This is a genomic window from uncultured Massilia sp., assembly GCF_913773735.1.
Lineage (GTDB): Bacteria > Pseudomonadota > Gammaproteobacteria > Burkholderiales > Burkholderiaceae_D > Telluria.
Genome location: NZ_CAJYEB010000035.1, coordinates 41,559 through 56,492, shown reverse-complemented (window position 1 = coordinate 56,492; position 14,934 = coordinate 41,559). Strand labels below are relative to the sequence as shown.

The window sequence follows — 14,934 nt, the reverse complement described above, 5'->3', positions numbered from 1 at the left end:
CCGCGTGGCCACGGACTGCGGGGTGGAACTACCCACCCCGCCGGCCTCATTTGACCAGGATTCGCCCCTTCAGCTGGATCGTGCCCTGGCCGGTGGCCATGTCTTCCCCGCCGACCAGGTCGCCGCCGCCGCTGGCCTTCGCATAACGGCCGGTGCCGCCCGTGATCTGGAAGGTCGCGTTGCTGAACACGTATTTCGTCCCCTCGCCGGTGGGCACGAACTGGCCGCTGTAGGCGGCGAACAGCAGTTCGCCCGTCAGCGTGGTGATCATGAAGCGGCCGTCGCTGAACGTGTAGCTGGTGCCGCTCGGGGTGATGCAGTCGCTGGCCAGGAACGTGACGCGCCCGAGCAGCGCGCTGTTGCCGTAGCCGAGGATGGTGCCGCCGAATTGCGATGCGCAGCGCGGCGACGGTCCCGGGATCTCCTGCAGCACGCCGGACAGTTCGAGGTCCTGGTAGGTCTTGTTGCCGGCGGATGCGCCGAACGCGACCGACAGCAGCAGGCAGGCGGTGGCTGGACGCAGGATGGATGAAAGCATGACAGGTCTCCGGAATGTGAAATGAAAGTTAAAAGAAATTTAAGTTTAACAATTTCGCATCCGGGAGCGCGCACGGCTGAGCCGGCCCGCTTTCGGCCTTATTTCGGGTACAGCAGCATCTGCGTGCAGCGGAACAGCGCGATCGTGCGGCCGCTGGCCTCGTCCTTGACTTCCGCATCCCAGACCTGGGTGGTGCGTCCCAGGTGCGCCGCCTTCGCGACGCACCAGATCGCGCCCTCGCGCGCCGTGCCCATGTGGTTCGACTTGAGTTCGACGGTGGTGAAGCTGTGCGCGCCGTCCGGCAGGCTGGCGATGCAGCCGTAGCCCGCCGCGGTATCGGCCAGCGTGACGACGCTGCCGGCGTGCAGGTAGCCGTTCGGCGCCAGCAGGTGCGGCTGCACCGGCAGGCGCGCGGCCACCTCCCCCGGGGCGATGCGCACGATCTCGATGCCCAGGTGGCCGGGCAGGAACGGCTGGCCGCGCTCGTTGAAGAATGCCGGGGTCATCTCGGGTTGGTCCATGGGGTCTCCTCGTGATGGTAAAGCCGCCATTCTGAACGATGCGCGCGTCCGCGCGGCGCCGTGGCGGCGGTTTAGAGCGCGACTACCAATTCAGGTTCCCGGGGCCAGGCCCTCGGCGCGGGTGCGCGGATACGCCGGCAGCCCATCGTCCAGCCGCAGCCAGGACAGGCGTTCGGCGGCGAACGTATGGTCGCGCGGCGGCGCCAGTTCCGGATCGTCCAGCGTCGCGGTGGCGACGTCGATCTCGTCCGGGCTGGCGTCGCCCTGCCAGGTCAGTTGCGTGCCGCAGCGGCCGCAATGGCCGCGCCGCGCCCGCCCGCTGGAACGGTGGACGACCGGCGCGCCAGCGGTCCAGCGCAGCGCCGCGGCCGGCACGCTGAACCAGGCCAGCGCCGGCGCCCCGGAGGCGCGCCGGCAGTCGACGCAATGGCACAGGGTGGCGTTGAACGCCGGCCCCGCCGTCTCGTAGCGCACCGCGCCGCAGGCGCATCCTCCGGTCCAGTTCATGTCGTCCTCCCTATCGGTGTGCCGGCGCCGCCCCGGGCCGCCCGGCGCGCCCGGTCTGCGCCAGCGCCACCAGGCTGACCAGCGCGGCCGCGCTCAGGTACCAGCCCACCCAGTGCAGCCCGTGATGGGTGGCCAGCCAGGTCGCGATGTACGGCGCCAGCGAGGCGCCCAGGATGCCGGCCAGGTTGAACGTCAGCGACGCGCCCGTGTAGCGCACGGCCGGGGGGAACAGCTCGGCCAGCAGCGTGCCCAGCGGGCCGTAGGTCATGCCGATCAGGCACTGGCCGAGCACCATGAACAGCGTCACCACGAGCAGGCTGCCGGAGCCGAACATGGGACCCAGCAGCAGGCCGAAGGCGGCGATCGCCGCCGACACCGCGATCATCGCCGCGCGCCGTCCGTGGCGGTCGGCCAGCACGGCGGCGATCGGGATCGTCAGGCCGAAGAACACGATGGCGAACAGTTGCAGCACCAGGAACTGCTGGCGGGAATAGCCGAGCGCCGTCGTGCCCCAACTGAGCGCGAACACGGTCATCAGGTAGAAGATCACGAAGGTCGCCAGCGCGCCCAGCGTGCCCAGCACCAGCGGGCGGGTGTGTCGTGACAGCACCTCCAGCACCGGCAGGCGGACGCGCTCGTTGCGGTCGAGGACGGCCTGGAAATCCGGCGTCTCGGTGATCTTCAGGCGCACGTACAGGCCGACCGCCACCAGCAGCGCGCTGGCCAGGAACGGCACGCGCCAGCCCCAGGCGAAGAAATCGGCGTCGCTCAGCGTCTCGGACAGCAGCAGGAAGATCGCGCCGGACAGGAAGAAGCCCAGAGGCGCGCCGAGCTGCGGGAACATGCCGTACCAGGCGCGCTTGCCCGGCGGCGCGTTCTCGGTGGCGAGCAGCACCGCCCCGCCCCACTCGCCGCCCAGGCCCAGGCCCTGGCCGAAGCGGCACAGCGCGAGCAGCAGCGGCGCCAGCGTGCCGATGGCGGCATAGGTCGGCAGCAGGCCGATCACGACGGTCGAGACGCCCATCGTCAGCAGCGCGGCGACCAGCGTGGCCTTGCGGCCGATGCGGTCGCCGAAATGGCCGAACACGGCCGAACCGACCGGCCGCGCGAAAAAGGCGATGGCGAAGGTGGCCAGCGATTGCAGCGTGGCCGCGGCGGCGTCCCCCGCCGGGAAGAACAGCTTCGGGAACACCAGCACGGCGGCGGTGGCGTAGATGTAGAAGTCGAAGAACTCGATGGTGGTACCGATCAGGCTGGCGAACAGGACGGTCGCCGGCTTGTTCCTTGGGGCGTGGTGCGGGACGGCATTCGTCATCGGCGCCACGCTCATTCGCCGTCCGCCTGGCTGAGGGCGTCCACGACCTCCTGGTCGTCCTCCGGCCGCACGACGCGCGCGACCTCCCGGCCGTCCTTCATGATGACGACGGTCGGCCACAGCTTGACGCGGAACGAGCGCCCCAGCGCGCGGCCCGGCCCGTCCTCCACCTTGACGTGGACGATCTCCGGATACTGCGCCAGCGCGCGCTCGATGTGCGATTCGGCCGCCTTGCAGTAGCCGCACCAGTTGGTGCCGAAGTCGATCGCGGTGACGCCGCTGCGGGCGTCGATGGCGGTGCGGTCGGGCTGGATGGTGTCGTAGGGCCTGGTCATGTGCTGTCTCCTGTCGTTATCGATGACGTTAGCGTACCTCAAATGACAACTGCCGGCACCTGCCGGTTTGCGGCGGCGCCTGCCGCGGCCCCCTTCCGTTGAAGACGGTTTTCGGGGTGGTTTGCTATTAACTGTCGGTTAGTTGCATTATTGGTTGATCAGGGCGCAAGGTGAGTCAGCGTACGGAATGTGGCCCCGGCGGATGGCATCCTCGACGCATGGCTCACCACAGGAGATCACCATGTCCGACGATCTGCATGACCGTGGTCCGCAGGACCGCAGCCGCATCAACCTGAGCGAACGCTGGGAAGTCCAGTACTGGACGAAGGCGCTCGGCGTCACGCCCGAGCAGCTGGAGCAGGCCGTGAAGGCGGCCGGCAGCAGCGCCGACGCCGTGCGCCAGCACCTGAACAAGCGCTGACCCGGCAGCGCCACCATGCCGGGCGGGGCCCCGTCCTCCGCCCGCTTTGCCCGCACGGGCACGCGCGGCCCGCCACGGCGTCGGCATGCCCTGCCGCCGCCGTGCGCCCTCGCCGGCTGCCCTCACCGGCCGCCCCTGCCCGCTGCGCGCATCCCACACCCGACACACCTGACCCGAAAGGAGCCCGATGACCATCCGCGGCTATTTCTCCAACCTCGACATCGCCTGGACCAACGCCGCTTTTGCCCTGGCGGCGGCCGTCCTCGCCTTCATCGTCATCCACGGCGCGATCGCGCTGTTCCGCAAGCGCCTGGCCGCGCTGTCCACCGAGACGGCGCAAAAACCCATCGTCGACGTCCTGCGCCACACGCTGGCGCGCACCAGCAACATCGCGGTACTGGCGACGTCGGTCCTGATCGGCCTGGAGGTGCTCGACCTGCCCGCGCCGTGGGCCCAGCGCGTCGACCACCTGTGGTTCATCACGCTCGGCGCCCAGTTCGCGCTGTGGCTGCACCGCGCCATCGCCGTCACCGCGCAGCGCTATTTCCGCGTCCACGGCCGCGGCATGGAAGACAACCAGGTCACGGTGGCCCACACCCTGATGATCTGGGCGCTGCAATGGACGGTATGGACCGTGTTCGTGCTGGCGATGCTGTCGAACCTCGGCGTGAACGTCACCACCTTCGTGGCCAGCCTGGGCATCGGCGGCGTGGCCGTCGCGCTGGCGGTGCAGAACGTGCTGGGCGACCTGTTCGCCTCGCTGTCGATCGCGGTCGACAAGCCCTTCGAGGTGGGCGACGCGATCTCGGTGCCGGAGTTTTCAGGCACCATCGAGCACGTGGGCCTGAAGACCACGCGCGTGCGCGCGCTGTCCGGCGAGCAGATCGTGATCGCCAACGCCGAACTGCTGCGCAAGGTGGTGCACAACTTCAAGCGCCAGAGCCGCCGCCGCGTGCAGTACGCGCTGCGCATCGACCCGGCCACCGCGCCCGAGCTGGCGGCCCGCATCCCGAAGCGCCTGGGCGCCATCATCCAGGAGCAGGCCAAGGTCGACTTCGACCACGTGAACCTGGTCGCGATGAACCAGGACTACCTGGAGTTCGACATCGTCTACAACATGCAGGAAGCCGACTACGGGCTGTTCCTGCGCACCCAGCAGGCGGTACTTCTGGAGACCATGCGCATGCTGCGCGAACTGGGGGTCTCGACGGCGCCGCGCGCCCAGCGCCTGGTGCTGCAGGACGGCGCCGCCAACGACGCGACCGGTACGGACGTGGCGGGCAAGGACCTGGCGGGCAAGGACGCCACCGCAGGGGGCGACGCGGACGGCGCCCGCCGCCCGGACGGCCGCGGCGGGCTGCAGGTGCGCCCGCACTGACCTGCACTTGCGCGGGGGCACGCTGGCGCCGCCGCGCATCCGCCCTGCATAGAATGGTTCGCTCCACGACTTCACGGAGGCGAGCATGCCCGAGCAACAGCAGCAGCAATCGCAGCAACCGCAGCAGCAACCGCAGCAGCAACAGCAGCAATCGACTCCCGCCCAGACCCCGCCGGGCACCGAGGCCCTGCTGGTGCCCAAGGCCGACCACGGCGAATCCAGCTACGTCGGCCACGGCCGCCTGGACGGCAAGGCCACCCTCGTCACCGGCGCGGACAGCGGCATCGGCCGCGCCGTGGCCCTGGCCTTCGCGCGCGAAGGCGCCGATGTGCTGATCTCCTACCTGAACGAGGACGAGGACGCGCGCGAGACCGCGCGCCTGGTCGAGGAAGCCGGCCGCAAGGCCGTGCTGGTGCCCGGCGACCTGGCCGACCCGGCGCACTGCCGCGCCGTGGTCGAGCGCGCGGTGCGGGAATTCGGCCGCATCGACGTGCTGGTCAACAATGCGGCCTTCCAGATGTCGCACCCGCGGATCGAGGACATTCCCGACGAGGAGTGGGAGCGCACGTTCGCGGTCAACATCTCGGCCATGTTCTACATCTGCAAGGCGGCGGTGCCGCACATGGGGCCGGGGTCGGCCATCATCAACACCAGTTCCGTCAACTCGGACAAGCCCTCGCCCACGCTGCTGGCCTATGCCGCGACCAAGGGCGCGATCGCCAACTTCAGCGCCGGCCTGGCGCAGTCGCTGGCCGAGCGCGGCATCCGCGTCAATTCGGTGGCGCCGGGGCCGATCTGGACGCCGCTGATCCCGTCGACGATGCCGCCCGACGAGGTAGCGCACTTCGGCCAGCAGGTGCCCATGAAGCGCCCGGGCCAGCCGGCCGAGGTGGCGCCGACCTACGTGTTCCTGGCGTCGGACCAGGCCAGCTACATCTCGGGCGCGCGGGTGGCGGTGACGGGAGGCGTGCCGATCCTTTGACGGCGGGGGCCGGGGCGCGCGGCCGGCTTCACGGGGCGCCGCCTCCGGTGCCCTCCCGGGCCCGGGCCCGGACCTAAGCCTGGGCCCGGGCCCGGGCCGGCGCCGCGAACTGCCAGGCCAGCGTCACGCGTCGTTCGGGAAGCGCGTGCCGACATCCACCGGCTGCGGCTCCTGCGGCGGCGCCGGCGGTTCGGCGTCGGGCGGCTGCGGCAGGTCGGCCGGCGGGCCGCCCTCCTGGTCGAAGCCGCCGCCCTCCTCCATCGGTTCCTCGACCGGTTCCGCGCGCCGCGGCGGTTCGGGCTTGCGGCCGCCCGGGAACACGGTGTCGGCGCTGATGCGGCCGCTGTCCAGCACCGTCTTGAAGAAGTCCCCCACCAGCAGGATCGCGCTGTGGCCGCCCTGGCCCCAGTAGTTCGAGCGCATCGTCACCCGGTTGTCGTTGAAGCCCACCCAGGCGCCCGCCACCAGGTTCGGGTGCATCATGATGAACCAGCCGTCGGCATTGTTCTGCGTGGTGCCGGTCTTGCCGGCCACGTCGGCCCAGATGCCGAAGCGGTTGCGGATCGCGGTGCCGGTGCCGCGGTCGATCACGCCGCGCATCATGTCCAGCAGCGTGCCGGCGCTGGCCTCGGACAGGGCGCGCTGCGGCTGCTGCGAGCCGAAGTCGGCCAGCACCCTGCCGTCGCGGTCGCTGATGCGGCGCACGAACACCGGGTGCCGGTACGCGCCGCCGGCGGCGATGGTGGAGTAGGCGCTGACCATTTCCAGCAGCGTGACGGGGCTGGTGCCCAGCGCGATCGACGGCACCTGCTGCAGCTTGCTCTGGCGGATGCCCATGTTCTGCGCCAGCTTGACGATCGGCGCCACGCCGACGTCGCGCGTCACCTGGGCGGTGATCGTGTTCTTCGACAGCGCCAGGCCGTCGCGCATGCTCAGGCGGCGGCCGGTGGTGCCGCTCATGTCGGTCGGACGCCAGACGGTGCCGTCGTCGAAGCGGATCTCGGTGACGGCGTCCAGGTAGGGCTGGTCGGGCGGGATGCCCTGCTCGAGCGCCGCGGCATAGACGATCGGCTTGAAGGTGGAGCCGGGCTGGCGCGCGGCCTGGGCGACGTGGTCGTACTGCTCGCGCGCGAAATCGCGGCTACCGACCCAGGCCTTCACCTCGCCCGTGTTCGGGTCCATGGCGACGAAGCCGGCTTCCAGGCGCGACTTGGCCGTCTTCAGCTGGCGCATGAATTCGCGGTCGTTCTGCAGGCGCCGCAGGGCCGCGGCCGGATCCTCGCCGCCGTCGACGGCCTTGCGGTAGTCGGGGGACTCGCGCACGAAGGTGTCCAGCAGCGCCGCGTGCGACTGCCAGTAGTAGGCGAACGGCGTGACCCCTTCGCGCATGCCGGCGTAGGTGGCCGTCGAGGTCGAATTCACCTGCCAGGAATGGGCCCAGTCGACGTCGGCCACCGCCTGCAGGGCGTCGGCCTGGCGCGCCACGGCGCGCAGCGCGTCCTGCTGCAGGTCGTAGTCGAGCGTGGTCTGCACGACCAGGCCGTCCTGCTGCAGGTCGGCGTCGTGCTTCTCGGCCCAGTCGACCAGCCACTTGCGCACGTAGGTCGTGAAATGGTCGTCCTTGCCGGTACGCTCGGCCTGGCGCTGGAAGCGCACGCGCAGCGGACGCCTGACCAGTTGCGCGTAGCGCTTTTCGTCGAAGGCGCCGGCCTTGAGCATCTGGCCCAGCACGACGTTGCGGCGCGCCAGCGAGCGCTCCGGGTTCGTGACCGGATTGTAGTAGGCGGTGCCCTTGAGCATGCCGACCAGGGTGGCGGCCTCGGTCTCGTCCAGGCGCGCGGCGCTCTTGCTGAAATAGGTGCGGGCGGCCGCCTCGATGCCGAAGGTGTTGTACAGGAACGGCACCGTGTTCAGGTAGGCCTCGAGGATCTCGGTCTTGCTGTAGGTGTTCTCGATCTTGATCGCCGTGATCAGTTCCTTGAGCTTGCGGTTCAGGTTGCGCGCCCGGCCGATCTCGTCGTGGAACATGTTGCGGGCCAGCTGCTGGGTGATCGTCGAGCCGCCCTGGGCGTCGCCCTTCAGGTTGGCGACCACGGCGCCGGCGATGCGCGTGAAGTCGACGCCGTGGTGGTCGTAGAAGCGGTGGTCCTCGGTGGCGATCAGCGCGGTAACCACGTGCGGCGACACCTCCGACAGCCGCACGCGCTCCTGCACGCCGCGCTCGAAGCTGGCCAGCTCGCGCCCGTCGGCCGACAGCACCACCGTCGGGCTGGCCACGCGCGCCTGGCGCACGTCGGCGATGGCCGGCGTCAGCGGGAAAAGCAGCGCGACGTAGCCGGCGAACAGCACCAGCAGCAGCACGAAGGCGCCGCCGGCGATCCACAGCCAGCGCTGCAGCGGCGGCTTGCGCATCAGGTGGGCGCGCGTGCGTTCGTAGTTCTCGAGCGCGCGGCCGGTGGCGCGGTCGATCAGCCGGCGCTCGCGCCCGTCCCACGCGCGCTTGCCGTCCTGCTCGCCATCCTGCCCGCCCTGCCGTCCGCCCCCGCCCTGCTCGTCCTGGTCATCCACGTGGTCCCGCCCGCTGCGTCGTTGTCGATCCTCCAAGTATAGCCGAGCCGCTCCCCGTGCACGGTGCGCCGCCGCTCATACGGGCGCCCCCAGCGGCAGCACCTGGCGCCCGGCGCGCAGCAGGATCTCGACGTCGGGCACGGACACGGCGCGCGCGAACACGTGGCCCTGTACCTCGTCGCAGCCGCGCAGCTTGAGGTAGTCGAGCTGCGCCTCGGTCTCCACGCCTTCGGCGATGACGCGCATGCGCAATCCGCGCGCCAGTTCGATGATCCCGGCCACCAGCGCCGCGTCGCCCTCGCTGAACGGGATGTCGCGCACGAAGCTGCGGTCGATCTTGAGCACGTCCACCGGAAAGCGGCGCAGGTAGGACAGGCTCGAGTAACCGGTCCCGAAGTCGTCGATGGACAGCTTGACGCCCATGTCCTTCAGCTCGCGCATGGTGCGGATCGCGCCCTCCACGTCTTCCATCACCAGGCTCTCGGTGATCTCGATCTCGAGCGAGGCCGGCGCCAGCCCGGTCTCGGCCAGCACGCGCGCGATCTCCCCGGCCAGGCCCGGCTCGGCGAACTGGCGCGCCGACAGGTTCACGGCCATGCGCAGCGGGCCGAAGCCGGCATGCTGCCAGTCGCGGCTCTGCCGGCAGGCGGTGCGCAATACCCAGAAGCCGATCGGCACGATCAGCCCGGTCTCCTCGGCCAGGGTGATGAAGCGGTCCGGGCGCACCAGGCCCATGCTGGGATGGTGCCAGCGGATCAGCGCCTCCAGGCCCACCACCGAGCCGGACACCAGGTCGACCTGGGGCTGGTAGAACAGTTCGAACTCGTCGTGCACCAGCGCCGCGCGCAGCGCGCCCTCCAGCGCGAGGCGCTCGCGCGCCCGCGCATTCATTGTCGGCATGTAGAACTGCACCGTGTTGCGGCCCAGCTCCTTGGCGCGGTACATCGCCACCTCGGCGTGCTGGACCAGGGTGGCGGCATCGCTGCCGTCGGCCGGGAACGCCGCCACGCCGGCGCTGCCGGTCAGCACCAGGTCCTGGCCGCGCAGCGCGAGGGGATGGGCCAGCGCGTCGAGCACGGCGCGCACGGTGTCGGTCGCCTCGCCGACGTCGGCGCGCCCGGGCAGCACCAGCACGAATTCGTCGCCGCCGGTACGCGCCACCGTGTCGGTGCGCTCGACCGCGCCGGCGATGCGGGCGGCGGCCGCCTTCAGCAGCTCGTCGCCGGCCTCGTGGCCGAGCGTGTCGTTGACGAACTTGAAGTGGTCGAGGTCCAGCGCCACGACCCACACCGGCTCGCTGCCCGAGCGCAGGTTGATGGCGCCCTCGATGCGGTCGTGCAGCAGCGAACGGTTGGGCAGCCCGGTCAGCGTGTCGAAGCGCGCGCGCGCCTCCAGCTCGGCCTCGTAGCGCCTGGCCTGGCTGACGTCGTACTGCGTCATCACGAAGTGCTCGATCTCGCCATCGTCGTTGCAGACCGGGGCGATGTACACCTCGGCGTCGATCTCGCGCCGGCCGGCGCAGCGCAGCCGCATCGACACGTGGCCCTCGCGCCGCCCGCGCATGGCCGCGCGCAGCTCGGCCACGCCGGCCTGGTCCGGTTCGCGCTCGCCGAGCTCAAGCAGGCGCCGGCCCACGACGTCGGCGGCCGCATAGCCGCGGATGCGCTCGAAGGCGGGATTCACGTACTCGATCGGGTAGCCGGGCCGGGTCGCGCTGACCAGGATGACGGCATTCGCGCTGGCGTCGATCGCGCGCCGGTACAGGCGCAGCGCGTCGAGCGCGCCGTTCAGGTCGGCCGTGCGGCGCGCGACCAGCCGTTCGATGCGGCGCGTGCGCAGCACCCGGCTCTGCACCCAGGCGCCGGCGCACAGGCTGGCCAGGCCGCCGAGCGCCAGCGTCACCAGCGGCGCGATGCCGGCCGACGCGCCGGTGGCGCGCCCGGCCAGGCGCAGCTCCCAGCGCTGGCCGGCGACGTCGAAGGCGCGCCGCGCGGTGAACAGCGGATCGCCCAGCCACGCCTGCCAGAACGGCGGCGGATTGCGCGCCAGCGCGTCGTGGCGGTAGGCCAGGCGCTGGCCGCCGTCGGCGGGGCCGTACAGCTCGATGGCCATGCCGTCGCGCGCCAGCAGGTTCGAGTGCGCCAGCGTGTCGCCGACCAGGAGCGCGACGTCGACCACGACGGCGGTGTCGCCCACGGCGTTCGCGCTGCGCGCCGCCGCGTCGGGCAGCGCCGCGCCGCGGCGGTAGACCGGCAGCACCAGCACCAGGCCGAGGCGGTCGGGCTGCTGCAGCAGCGGCAGCAGCGTGCTGGACGCCGGCCGCCCTTCGTCGATGGCGCGCGCGAAGCTGGCGCCCTGGCGCGCGAACGACAGCGCGTCGTAGCCGAGCGTGACCTCGTTGCCGGCCAGCGGCTCGACGTAGTCGACCACCAGGTAGCGCGGGCGCCGGCCGGCCGGGAACAGGGCGTCGCCGCGCCGCTCGCTGATGCGGTAGCCCGGCCAGGTGCGGGCGCGCTCGGCCTCGAAGGCGGCGCGCTCGGCATCGGCGACGAAGCGGTGGAACGCCACCGCGCGCAGGTAGGGATGGCTGCCCAGCAGCGGGCGGACGAAGGCGCCGAACTCGGCGCGCCCGACCTCCCCCATCGCGGCGAACAGGGCATTGGCCGCCTGCAGCACGTCGAAGGCGTCGCCGAAGCTGCGCGTGACGGCCGCGGTGCGCACCTCGCTGCGTTGCAGGAATTCGGAACGGGCCCGTTCCTGCTCGGCGGCGTGGATGCCCGCCGCCAGCGCGGCGGTCAGGGACAGGCCCGCGAGCACGGTGAGAACCGTGGCGGGTGCCAGGGACCGCGGCCAGGCGCGGCCAATGGGTGCCATGCGTGTCAGCATGGCCCCATCCTAGCAAATCCGCAACGACAGGGCACGCCGCGCCGCCGCACGCGCGCGCGGCTCAGGCGCCGGGTGGCACCGGCGCTCCCGGCGCCACCGGCGGACCCGGTGGCGCCGGCGGCGGCAGGCGTCCCAGCTGCAGCCGCGCCAGCGTAGGATACAGCGGCGGGCTGATGATGCGCGCCACCGCGAACGACACCAGCGCGCACGCCATCAGGCTGAGCACCATGGCGTGGCCGTCGACCATTTCCATCACGATGATGAAGGACGTCAGCGGCGCCTGCGTGGCCGCCGCCAGGAAACCCACCATCCCCAGCGCGATCAGGCTCGGCGCCGGGGTGCCGAACAGCAGTAGCGCGACGTCGTTGCCGATCGCGGCGCCGATCGCCAGCGAGGGCGCGAAGATGCCCGCGGGCACGCCGGACCAGGTCGTGATCCACGTCGCCAGGAACTTGAACAGCGCGTAGGCGAACGGCATCGCCGCGCCGTCCTCGACCATCGCGCGGGTCGAGGCATAGCCCGAGCCGAAGGTGGCGCCGGCCGTGACCAGGCCGATCACGGCGACGGCCAGGCCGCAGCCGGCCGCGAACAGCACCGGGCGGCGCGCGCGCAGGCGGCTGAAGCGGTCGCTGGCGGTGCCCGACAGCGAGGCGATCAAGAGGCGCGAGAACAGCCCGCCGGCCAGGCCCGCCAGGACGGCCAGCAGCAGGCCGGGCAGGATCAGCTGGACGCCGACGTGCTGGGCGTGGATCACGCCGAAATAGGCGCCGTTGCCGTGCGCCGACACGGCGACCAGGCCGGCCAGCACGATCGCGGCGATGATCAGGCCGCTGCTGCGATGCTCGGGCGAGCGCGCCAGTTCCTCGATGGCGAACATGACGCCGCCCAGCGGCGTGTTGAATGCGGCCGCGATGCCGGCCGCCCCGCCCGCCACCAGCAGGCCGCGGATGCCGACGGCCGGCGTGCCGTCGCCGCGCATGCCGATACCCCAGGGCAGCAGGCGGCGCGCCTGCAGCATCACGCCGGCCGCGATCTGGGCCGACGGCCCCTCGCGGCCCAGCGACAGGCCGCCCAGCAGGCCGGCCGACGTCAGCAAGATCTTGGCGCAGGACAGGCGCAGCGAGACGAACAGGCCGCGCCCCTCGCCGTCGGCGCGGCGGTCGAGGGCCGCCATCACCTGCGGAATCCCGGACCCGGCGGCGCCGGCGGCGAAGCGCCGCGTGGCCCAGACGATGGCAGCGGCGCAGGCGGGCGTCCACAGCAGCGGGCTCCACCAGGCAAGCCGGCGCAGCGTCCCGAACAGGTCGCCGGCATGTTCCGCCAGCCAGGTGAATCCCACGATGGTCAGGCCCGACAACACCGCCAGCGCCACCACCACGATGCGCGTGGCCCACAGCCGCCAGTCGGCCAGTTCGCGCCGCAGCGCGGCGCGCCAGTCGTCGTCGACGTCGTCTTCGTTATGCATGGTTCATGACATTAAATAATTACCTGTTAGCAACAACAAACGTGGCGACCGCAATCCGTTTTCCGCTATCATCATACGTATGTCCTCCTCCGCCCCTTCCAGCGACGCCGCCGAACCGCCGCCGCCCACCCGCGTGCTGCGCCAGTTCCGCGTCGTCTTCAACGCCGTCAAGGCCCACTTCCGCCAGGTCGAGCGCGAAGCGGGGCTGGGCGGCGCCCAGCTGTGGGCGCTTTCCGTGATCCAGCGCCGCCCGGGCATCGGCGTCACCGACCTGGCGCGCGAACTCGACATCCACCAGTCCACCGCCAGCAACCTGATCAAGGCGCTGTCCGAGCGCGGCCTGGTCGCCGCCAGCCGCGAAGGACTGGACCGGCGCAGCGTCGCGCTGCGCATCGCGCCGCCGGGCGAGGCGGTGCTCGGCAGCGCGCCGCCGCCGTTCACGGGCGTGCTGCCGGACGCGCTGTCCAGCCTCGACGCGGCGACGCTGGCGCGGCTGGAACAGGACCTGGCCCAGCTGATCCGCGTGCTCGAAGCCGACGAGGCCGGCGCGCGGGTGCCGCTGTCCCAGCTGTGACGGCGGCCTGATCAGGCGTCCCCGGCACGGAAGCGGCGCAGCGCCGCGTCCACGATGGCTTCGCGGCTGCCCACCCGTTCGAAGGCCTGGCGCAGGAAGGTGGCATCGCTGCCGGTATGCGATTCCTTGTACAGCGCGTCCAGCGCCTCGGTGCTGCCGAGCGCGCGCGCATGCGGCTCGATGCGGCGCAGCGTCGTCATGATGTCCTCGCGCAGCGACAGCTGCTCGTGGGTCTGCGGATGCACCAGCGTGCCGTCCAGGCCGAAACGGCAGGCCTGGAAGCGGTTGTAGTTGTAGACCAGGTAGTCGTCCTCGCGCGGCGGCGGCTCGTTCCCCTCCAGCAGGTAGCGGCACAGCGCCTGCAGGTAGCACGCCAGCGCGGCCGCGCGTTCCACCGACAGCGGCGTGTCGCACACGCGCAGCTCGATGGTACCGTACTCCGGCTTGGGGCGCAGGTCCCAGTAGAAATCCTTCATGCTGCGCACGATGCCGGTATCGGCCATGCGCTTGAAATAATCCTCGGCGAAGGCGTCCCATTCCAGCAGGAACGGCGCGCGGCCCGACAGCGGGAAGGCGAACACGGAATTCAGGCGCGCCGACTGGAAGCTGGTGTCGTAGCCCTGCGAGAACGGCGACGAGGCCGACAGCGCGATGAAGTGCGGCACGTAGCGGTTCAGCGCGTGCAGCAGGAACAGCGCCTCGTCGCCCGAGCGGCAGCCGATGTGCACGTGCTGGCCGAACACGGTGAACTGCTTGGCCAGGTAGCCGTACAGCTGCGACACCTCGTGGAAGCGCGGCTTGGCATAGATGCGGCGCTGCGACCAGACCTGGAACGGATGGGTGCCGCCGCCGCACACGCCCACGTTCAGGCGGTCGCCGGCGGCCAGCAGCGTGTCGCGGATCTCGCGCAGCTGCGCCAGCAGGTCCGTGTAGTTGGTGTGCACGCTGCTGTTGATCTCGATCATGCTCTCGGTGATCTCGGGCGTCACGTTGCCCGGGAACGGGGCGCGCCCCAGCAGTTCGAGCATGTCCGGCGAGGCCGGCACGAGGTCGAAGTCGGACAGGCTGACGAGCTGCAGCTCCAGCTCGACGCCGAAGGTCAGCGATTCGGATACGGCAAACGGTTCGAGCGCCATGCAGGCCTCCTTGCGGTGACGGGGAACGAGCGGCGAGCAGGAAAAAAACGGCTCCCGGGGTCGCCGGGAGCCAAACAGATACCAGGGTATCCTCATCGCTGATCGCGAAGGCAGCGCCTGGCTACCCCGCTCACAAGTTCATTGTTGCACAAAACATGTACTCATGGCAACCACATTTGTATCAATATAGTGAATTGCCTGCGGATGGGCGACGGATCGCAGCAGATGACGTAGCGATACGGGCGCCGGCCGCCGAGCGTGGCGATTCTAGCTGCCTTTTCGACAAGCATGGCGCACCGTTGAGCGGA

The 14,934-nt window shown here is 71.0% G+C and carries 13 protein-coding genes; 4 read left to right on the top strand and 9 right to left on the bottom strand.

Annotated elements, in window-relative coordinates; genetic code table 11:
- Positions 1 to 46 precede the first annotated feature (46 nt).
- The 5 genes from QZ749_RS17655 to QZ749_RS17635 form a co-directional block, all read right to left on the bottom strand.
- A complete protein-coding gene (locus QZ749_RS17655; protein WP_296949445.1) occupies positions 47 to 538 on the bottom strand; it encodes a hypothetical protein in 492 nt (163 codons plus the stop codon).
- Between the two features lie 98 nt (positions 539 to 636).
- Positions 637 to 1,059, bottom strand: coding sequence for a PaaI family thioesterase (locus tag QZ749_RS17650; protein ID WP_296949443.1), 423 nt, complete (start codon positions 1,057 to 1,059; stop codon positions 637 to 639).
- A gap of 90 nt (positions 1,060 to 1,149) precedes the next feature.
- The gene (locus QZ749_RS17645) at positions 1,150 to 1,566 is read right to left on the bottom strand and encodes a GFA family protein (protein WP_296949441.1); all 417 of its coding nucleotides are present in this window, start codon (positions 1,564 to 1,566) and stop codon (positions 1,150 to 1,152) included.
- A 10-nt stretch (positions 1,567 to 1,576) separates the two neighbouring features.
- On the bottom strand, positions 1,577 to 2,896 hold the full coding sequence (locus QZ749_RS17640; RefSeq protein WP_296949439.1) for an MFS transporter: 1,320 nt from the start codon (positions 2,894 to 2,896) through the stop codon (positions 1,577 to 1,579).
- Positions 2,893 to 3,216 carry a thioredoxin family protein gene (locus QZ749_RS17635; protein ID WP_296949437.1) on the bottom strand — a complete coding sequence of 108 codons (324 nt, stop codon included), beginning with the start codon at positions 3,214 to 3,216 and terminating at the stop codon, positions 2,893 to 2,895. The genes QZ749_RS17640 and QZ749_RS17635 overlap by 4 nt, the downstream gene beginning before the upstream one ends.
- A gap of 241 nt (positions 3,217 to 3,457) precedes the next feature.
- Between QZ749_RS17635 and QZ749_RS17630 the strand changes: the two genes are divergently transcribed.
- From QZ749_RS17630 to QZ749_RS17620, 3 genes are all read left to right on the top strand, one after another.
- Complete coding sequence (locus QZ749_RS17630; RefSeq protein WP_296949435.1) at positions 3,458 to 3,637, top strand: DUF3606 domain-containing protein; 180 nt, start codon at positions 3,458 to 3,460, stop codon at positions 3,635 to 3,637.
- 187 nt (positions 3,638 to 3,824) lie between these two features.
- Positions 3,825 to 5,015, top strand: coding sequence for a mechanosensitive ion channel family protein (locus QZ749_RS17625; protein ID WP_296949433.1), 1,191 nt, complete (start codon positions 3,825 to 3,827; stop codon positions 5,013 to 5,015).
- Between the two features lie 85 nt (positions 5,016 to 5,100).
- Positions 5,101 to 5,997: a glucose 1-dehydrogenase gene (locus QZ749_RS17620; RefSeq protein WP_296949432.1), complete on the top strand. Its 897-nt coding sequence runs from the start codon at positions 5,101 to 5,103 to the stop codon at positions 5,995 to 5,997.
- 123 nt (positions 5,998 to 6,120) lie between these two features.
- Here the strand turns inward: QZ749_RS17620 and QZ749_RS17615 are convergent, their stop codons facing one another.
- The 3 genes from QZ749_RS17615 to QZ749_RS17605 all read right to left on the bottom strand — a co-directional run bounded on the left by QZ749_RS17615 (position 6,121) and on the right by QZ749_RS17605 (position 12,916).
- Complete coding sequence (locus tag QZ749_RS17615) at positions 6,121 to 8,565, bottom strand: penicillin-binding protein 1A (protein ID WP_307726669.1); 2,445 nt, start codon at positions 8,563 to 8,565, stop codon at positions 6,121 to 6,123.
- A 75-nt stretch (positions 8,566 to 8,640) separates the two neighbouring features.
- Positions 8,641 to 11,451 carry an EAL domain-containing protein gene (locus QZ749_RS17610; protein WP_296949431.1) on the bottom strand — a complete coding sequence of 937 codons (2,811 nt, stop codon included), beginning with the start codon at positions 11,449 to 11,451 and terminating at the stop codon, positions 8,641 to 8,643.
- Positions 11,452 to 11,512: 61 nt separating this feature from the next.
- Positions 11,513 to 12,916: a chloride channel protein gene (locus QZ749_RS17605; RefSeq protein ID WP_296949429.1), complete on the bottom strand. Its 1,404-nt coding sequence runs from the start codon at positions 12,914 to 12,916 to the stop codon at positions 11,513 to 11,515.
- A 79-nt stretch (positions 12,917 to 12,995) separates the two neighbouring features.
- Between QZ749_RS17605 and QZ749_RS17600 the strand changes: the two genes are divergently transcribed.
- A complete protein-coding gene (locus QZ749_RS17600) occupies positions 12,996 to 13,490 on the top strand; it encodes a MarR family winged helix-turn-helix transcriptional regulator (protein ID WP_296949427.1) in 495 nt (164 codons plus the stop codon).
- An 11-nt stretch (positions 13,491 to 13,501) separates the two neighbouring features.
- Here QZ749_RS17600 and QZ749_RS17595 read toward each other — a convergent pair whose 3' ends face one another.
- Positions 13,502 to 14,626, bottom strand: a complete 1,125-nt coding sequence (locus tag QZ749_RS17595; RefSeq protein ID WP_296949426.1) for a YbdK family carboxylate-amine ligase — start codon at positions 14,624 to 14,626, stop codon at positions 13,502 to 13,504.
- Positions 14,627 to 14,934 lie beyond the last annotated feature (308 nt).

Bases quoted from the DNA above. Each gene is read 5' to 3' on its own strand.
- QZ749_RS17650 (WP_296949443.1), bottom strand. From the start codon at position 1,059: ATGGACCAACCCGAGATGACCCCGGCATTCTTCAACGAGCGCGGCCAG.
- QZ749_RS17625 (WP_296949433.1), top strand. From the start codon at position 3,825: ATGACCATCCGCGGCTATTTCTCCAACCTCGACATCGCCTGGACCAAC.
- QZ749_RS17630 (WP_296949435.1), top strand. From the start codon at position 3,458: ATGTCCGACGATCTGCATGACCGTGGTCCGCAGGACCGCAGCCGCATC.
- QZ749_RS17645 (WP_296949441.1), bottom strand. From the start codon at position 1,566: ATGAACTGGACCGGAGGATGCGCCTGCGGCGCGGTGCGCTACGAGACG.
- QZ749_RS17595 (WP_296949426.1), bottom strand. From the start codon at position 14,626: ATGGCGCTCGAACCGTTTGCCGTATCCGAATCGCTGACCTTCGGCGTC.
- QZ749_RS17605 (WP_296949429.1), bottom strand. From the start codon at position 12,916: ATGCATAACGAAGACGACGTCGACGACGACTGGCGCGCCGCGCTGCGG.
- QZ749_RS17655 (WP_296949445.1), bottom strand. From the start codon at position 538: ATGCTTTCATCCATCCTGCGTCCAGCCACCGCCTGCCTGCTGCTGTCG.
- QZ749_RS17620 (WP_296949432.1), top strand. From the start codon at position 5,101: ATGCCCGAGCAACAGCAGCAGCAATCGCAGCAACCGCAGCAGCAACCG.
- QZ749_RS17610 (WP_296949431.1), bottom strand. From the start codon at position 11,451: ATGCTGACACGCATGGCACCCATTGGCCGCGCCTGGCCGCGGTCCCTG.
- QZ749_RS17635 (WP_296949437.1), bottom strand. From the start codon at position 3,216: ATGACCAGGCCCTACGACACCATCCAGCCCGACCGCACCGCCATCGAC.
- QZ749_RS17640 (WP_296949439.1), bottom strand. From the start codon at position 2,896: ATGAGCGTGGCGCCGATGACGAATGCCGTCCCGCACCACGCCCCAAGG.
- QZ749_RS17600 (WP_296949427.1), top strand. From the start codon at position 12,996: ATGTCCTCCTCCGCCCCTTCCAGCGACGCCGCCGAACCGCCGCCGCCC.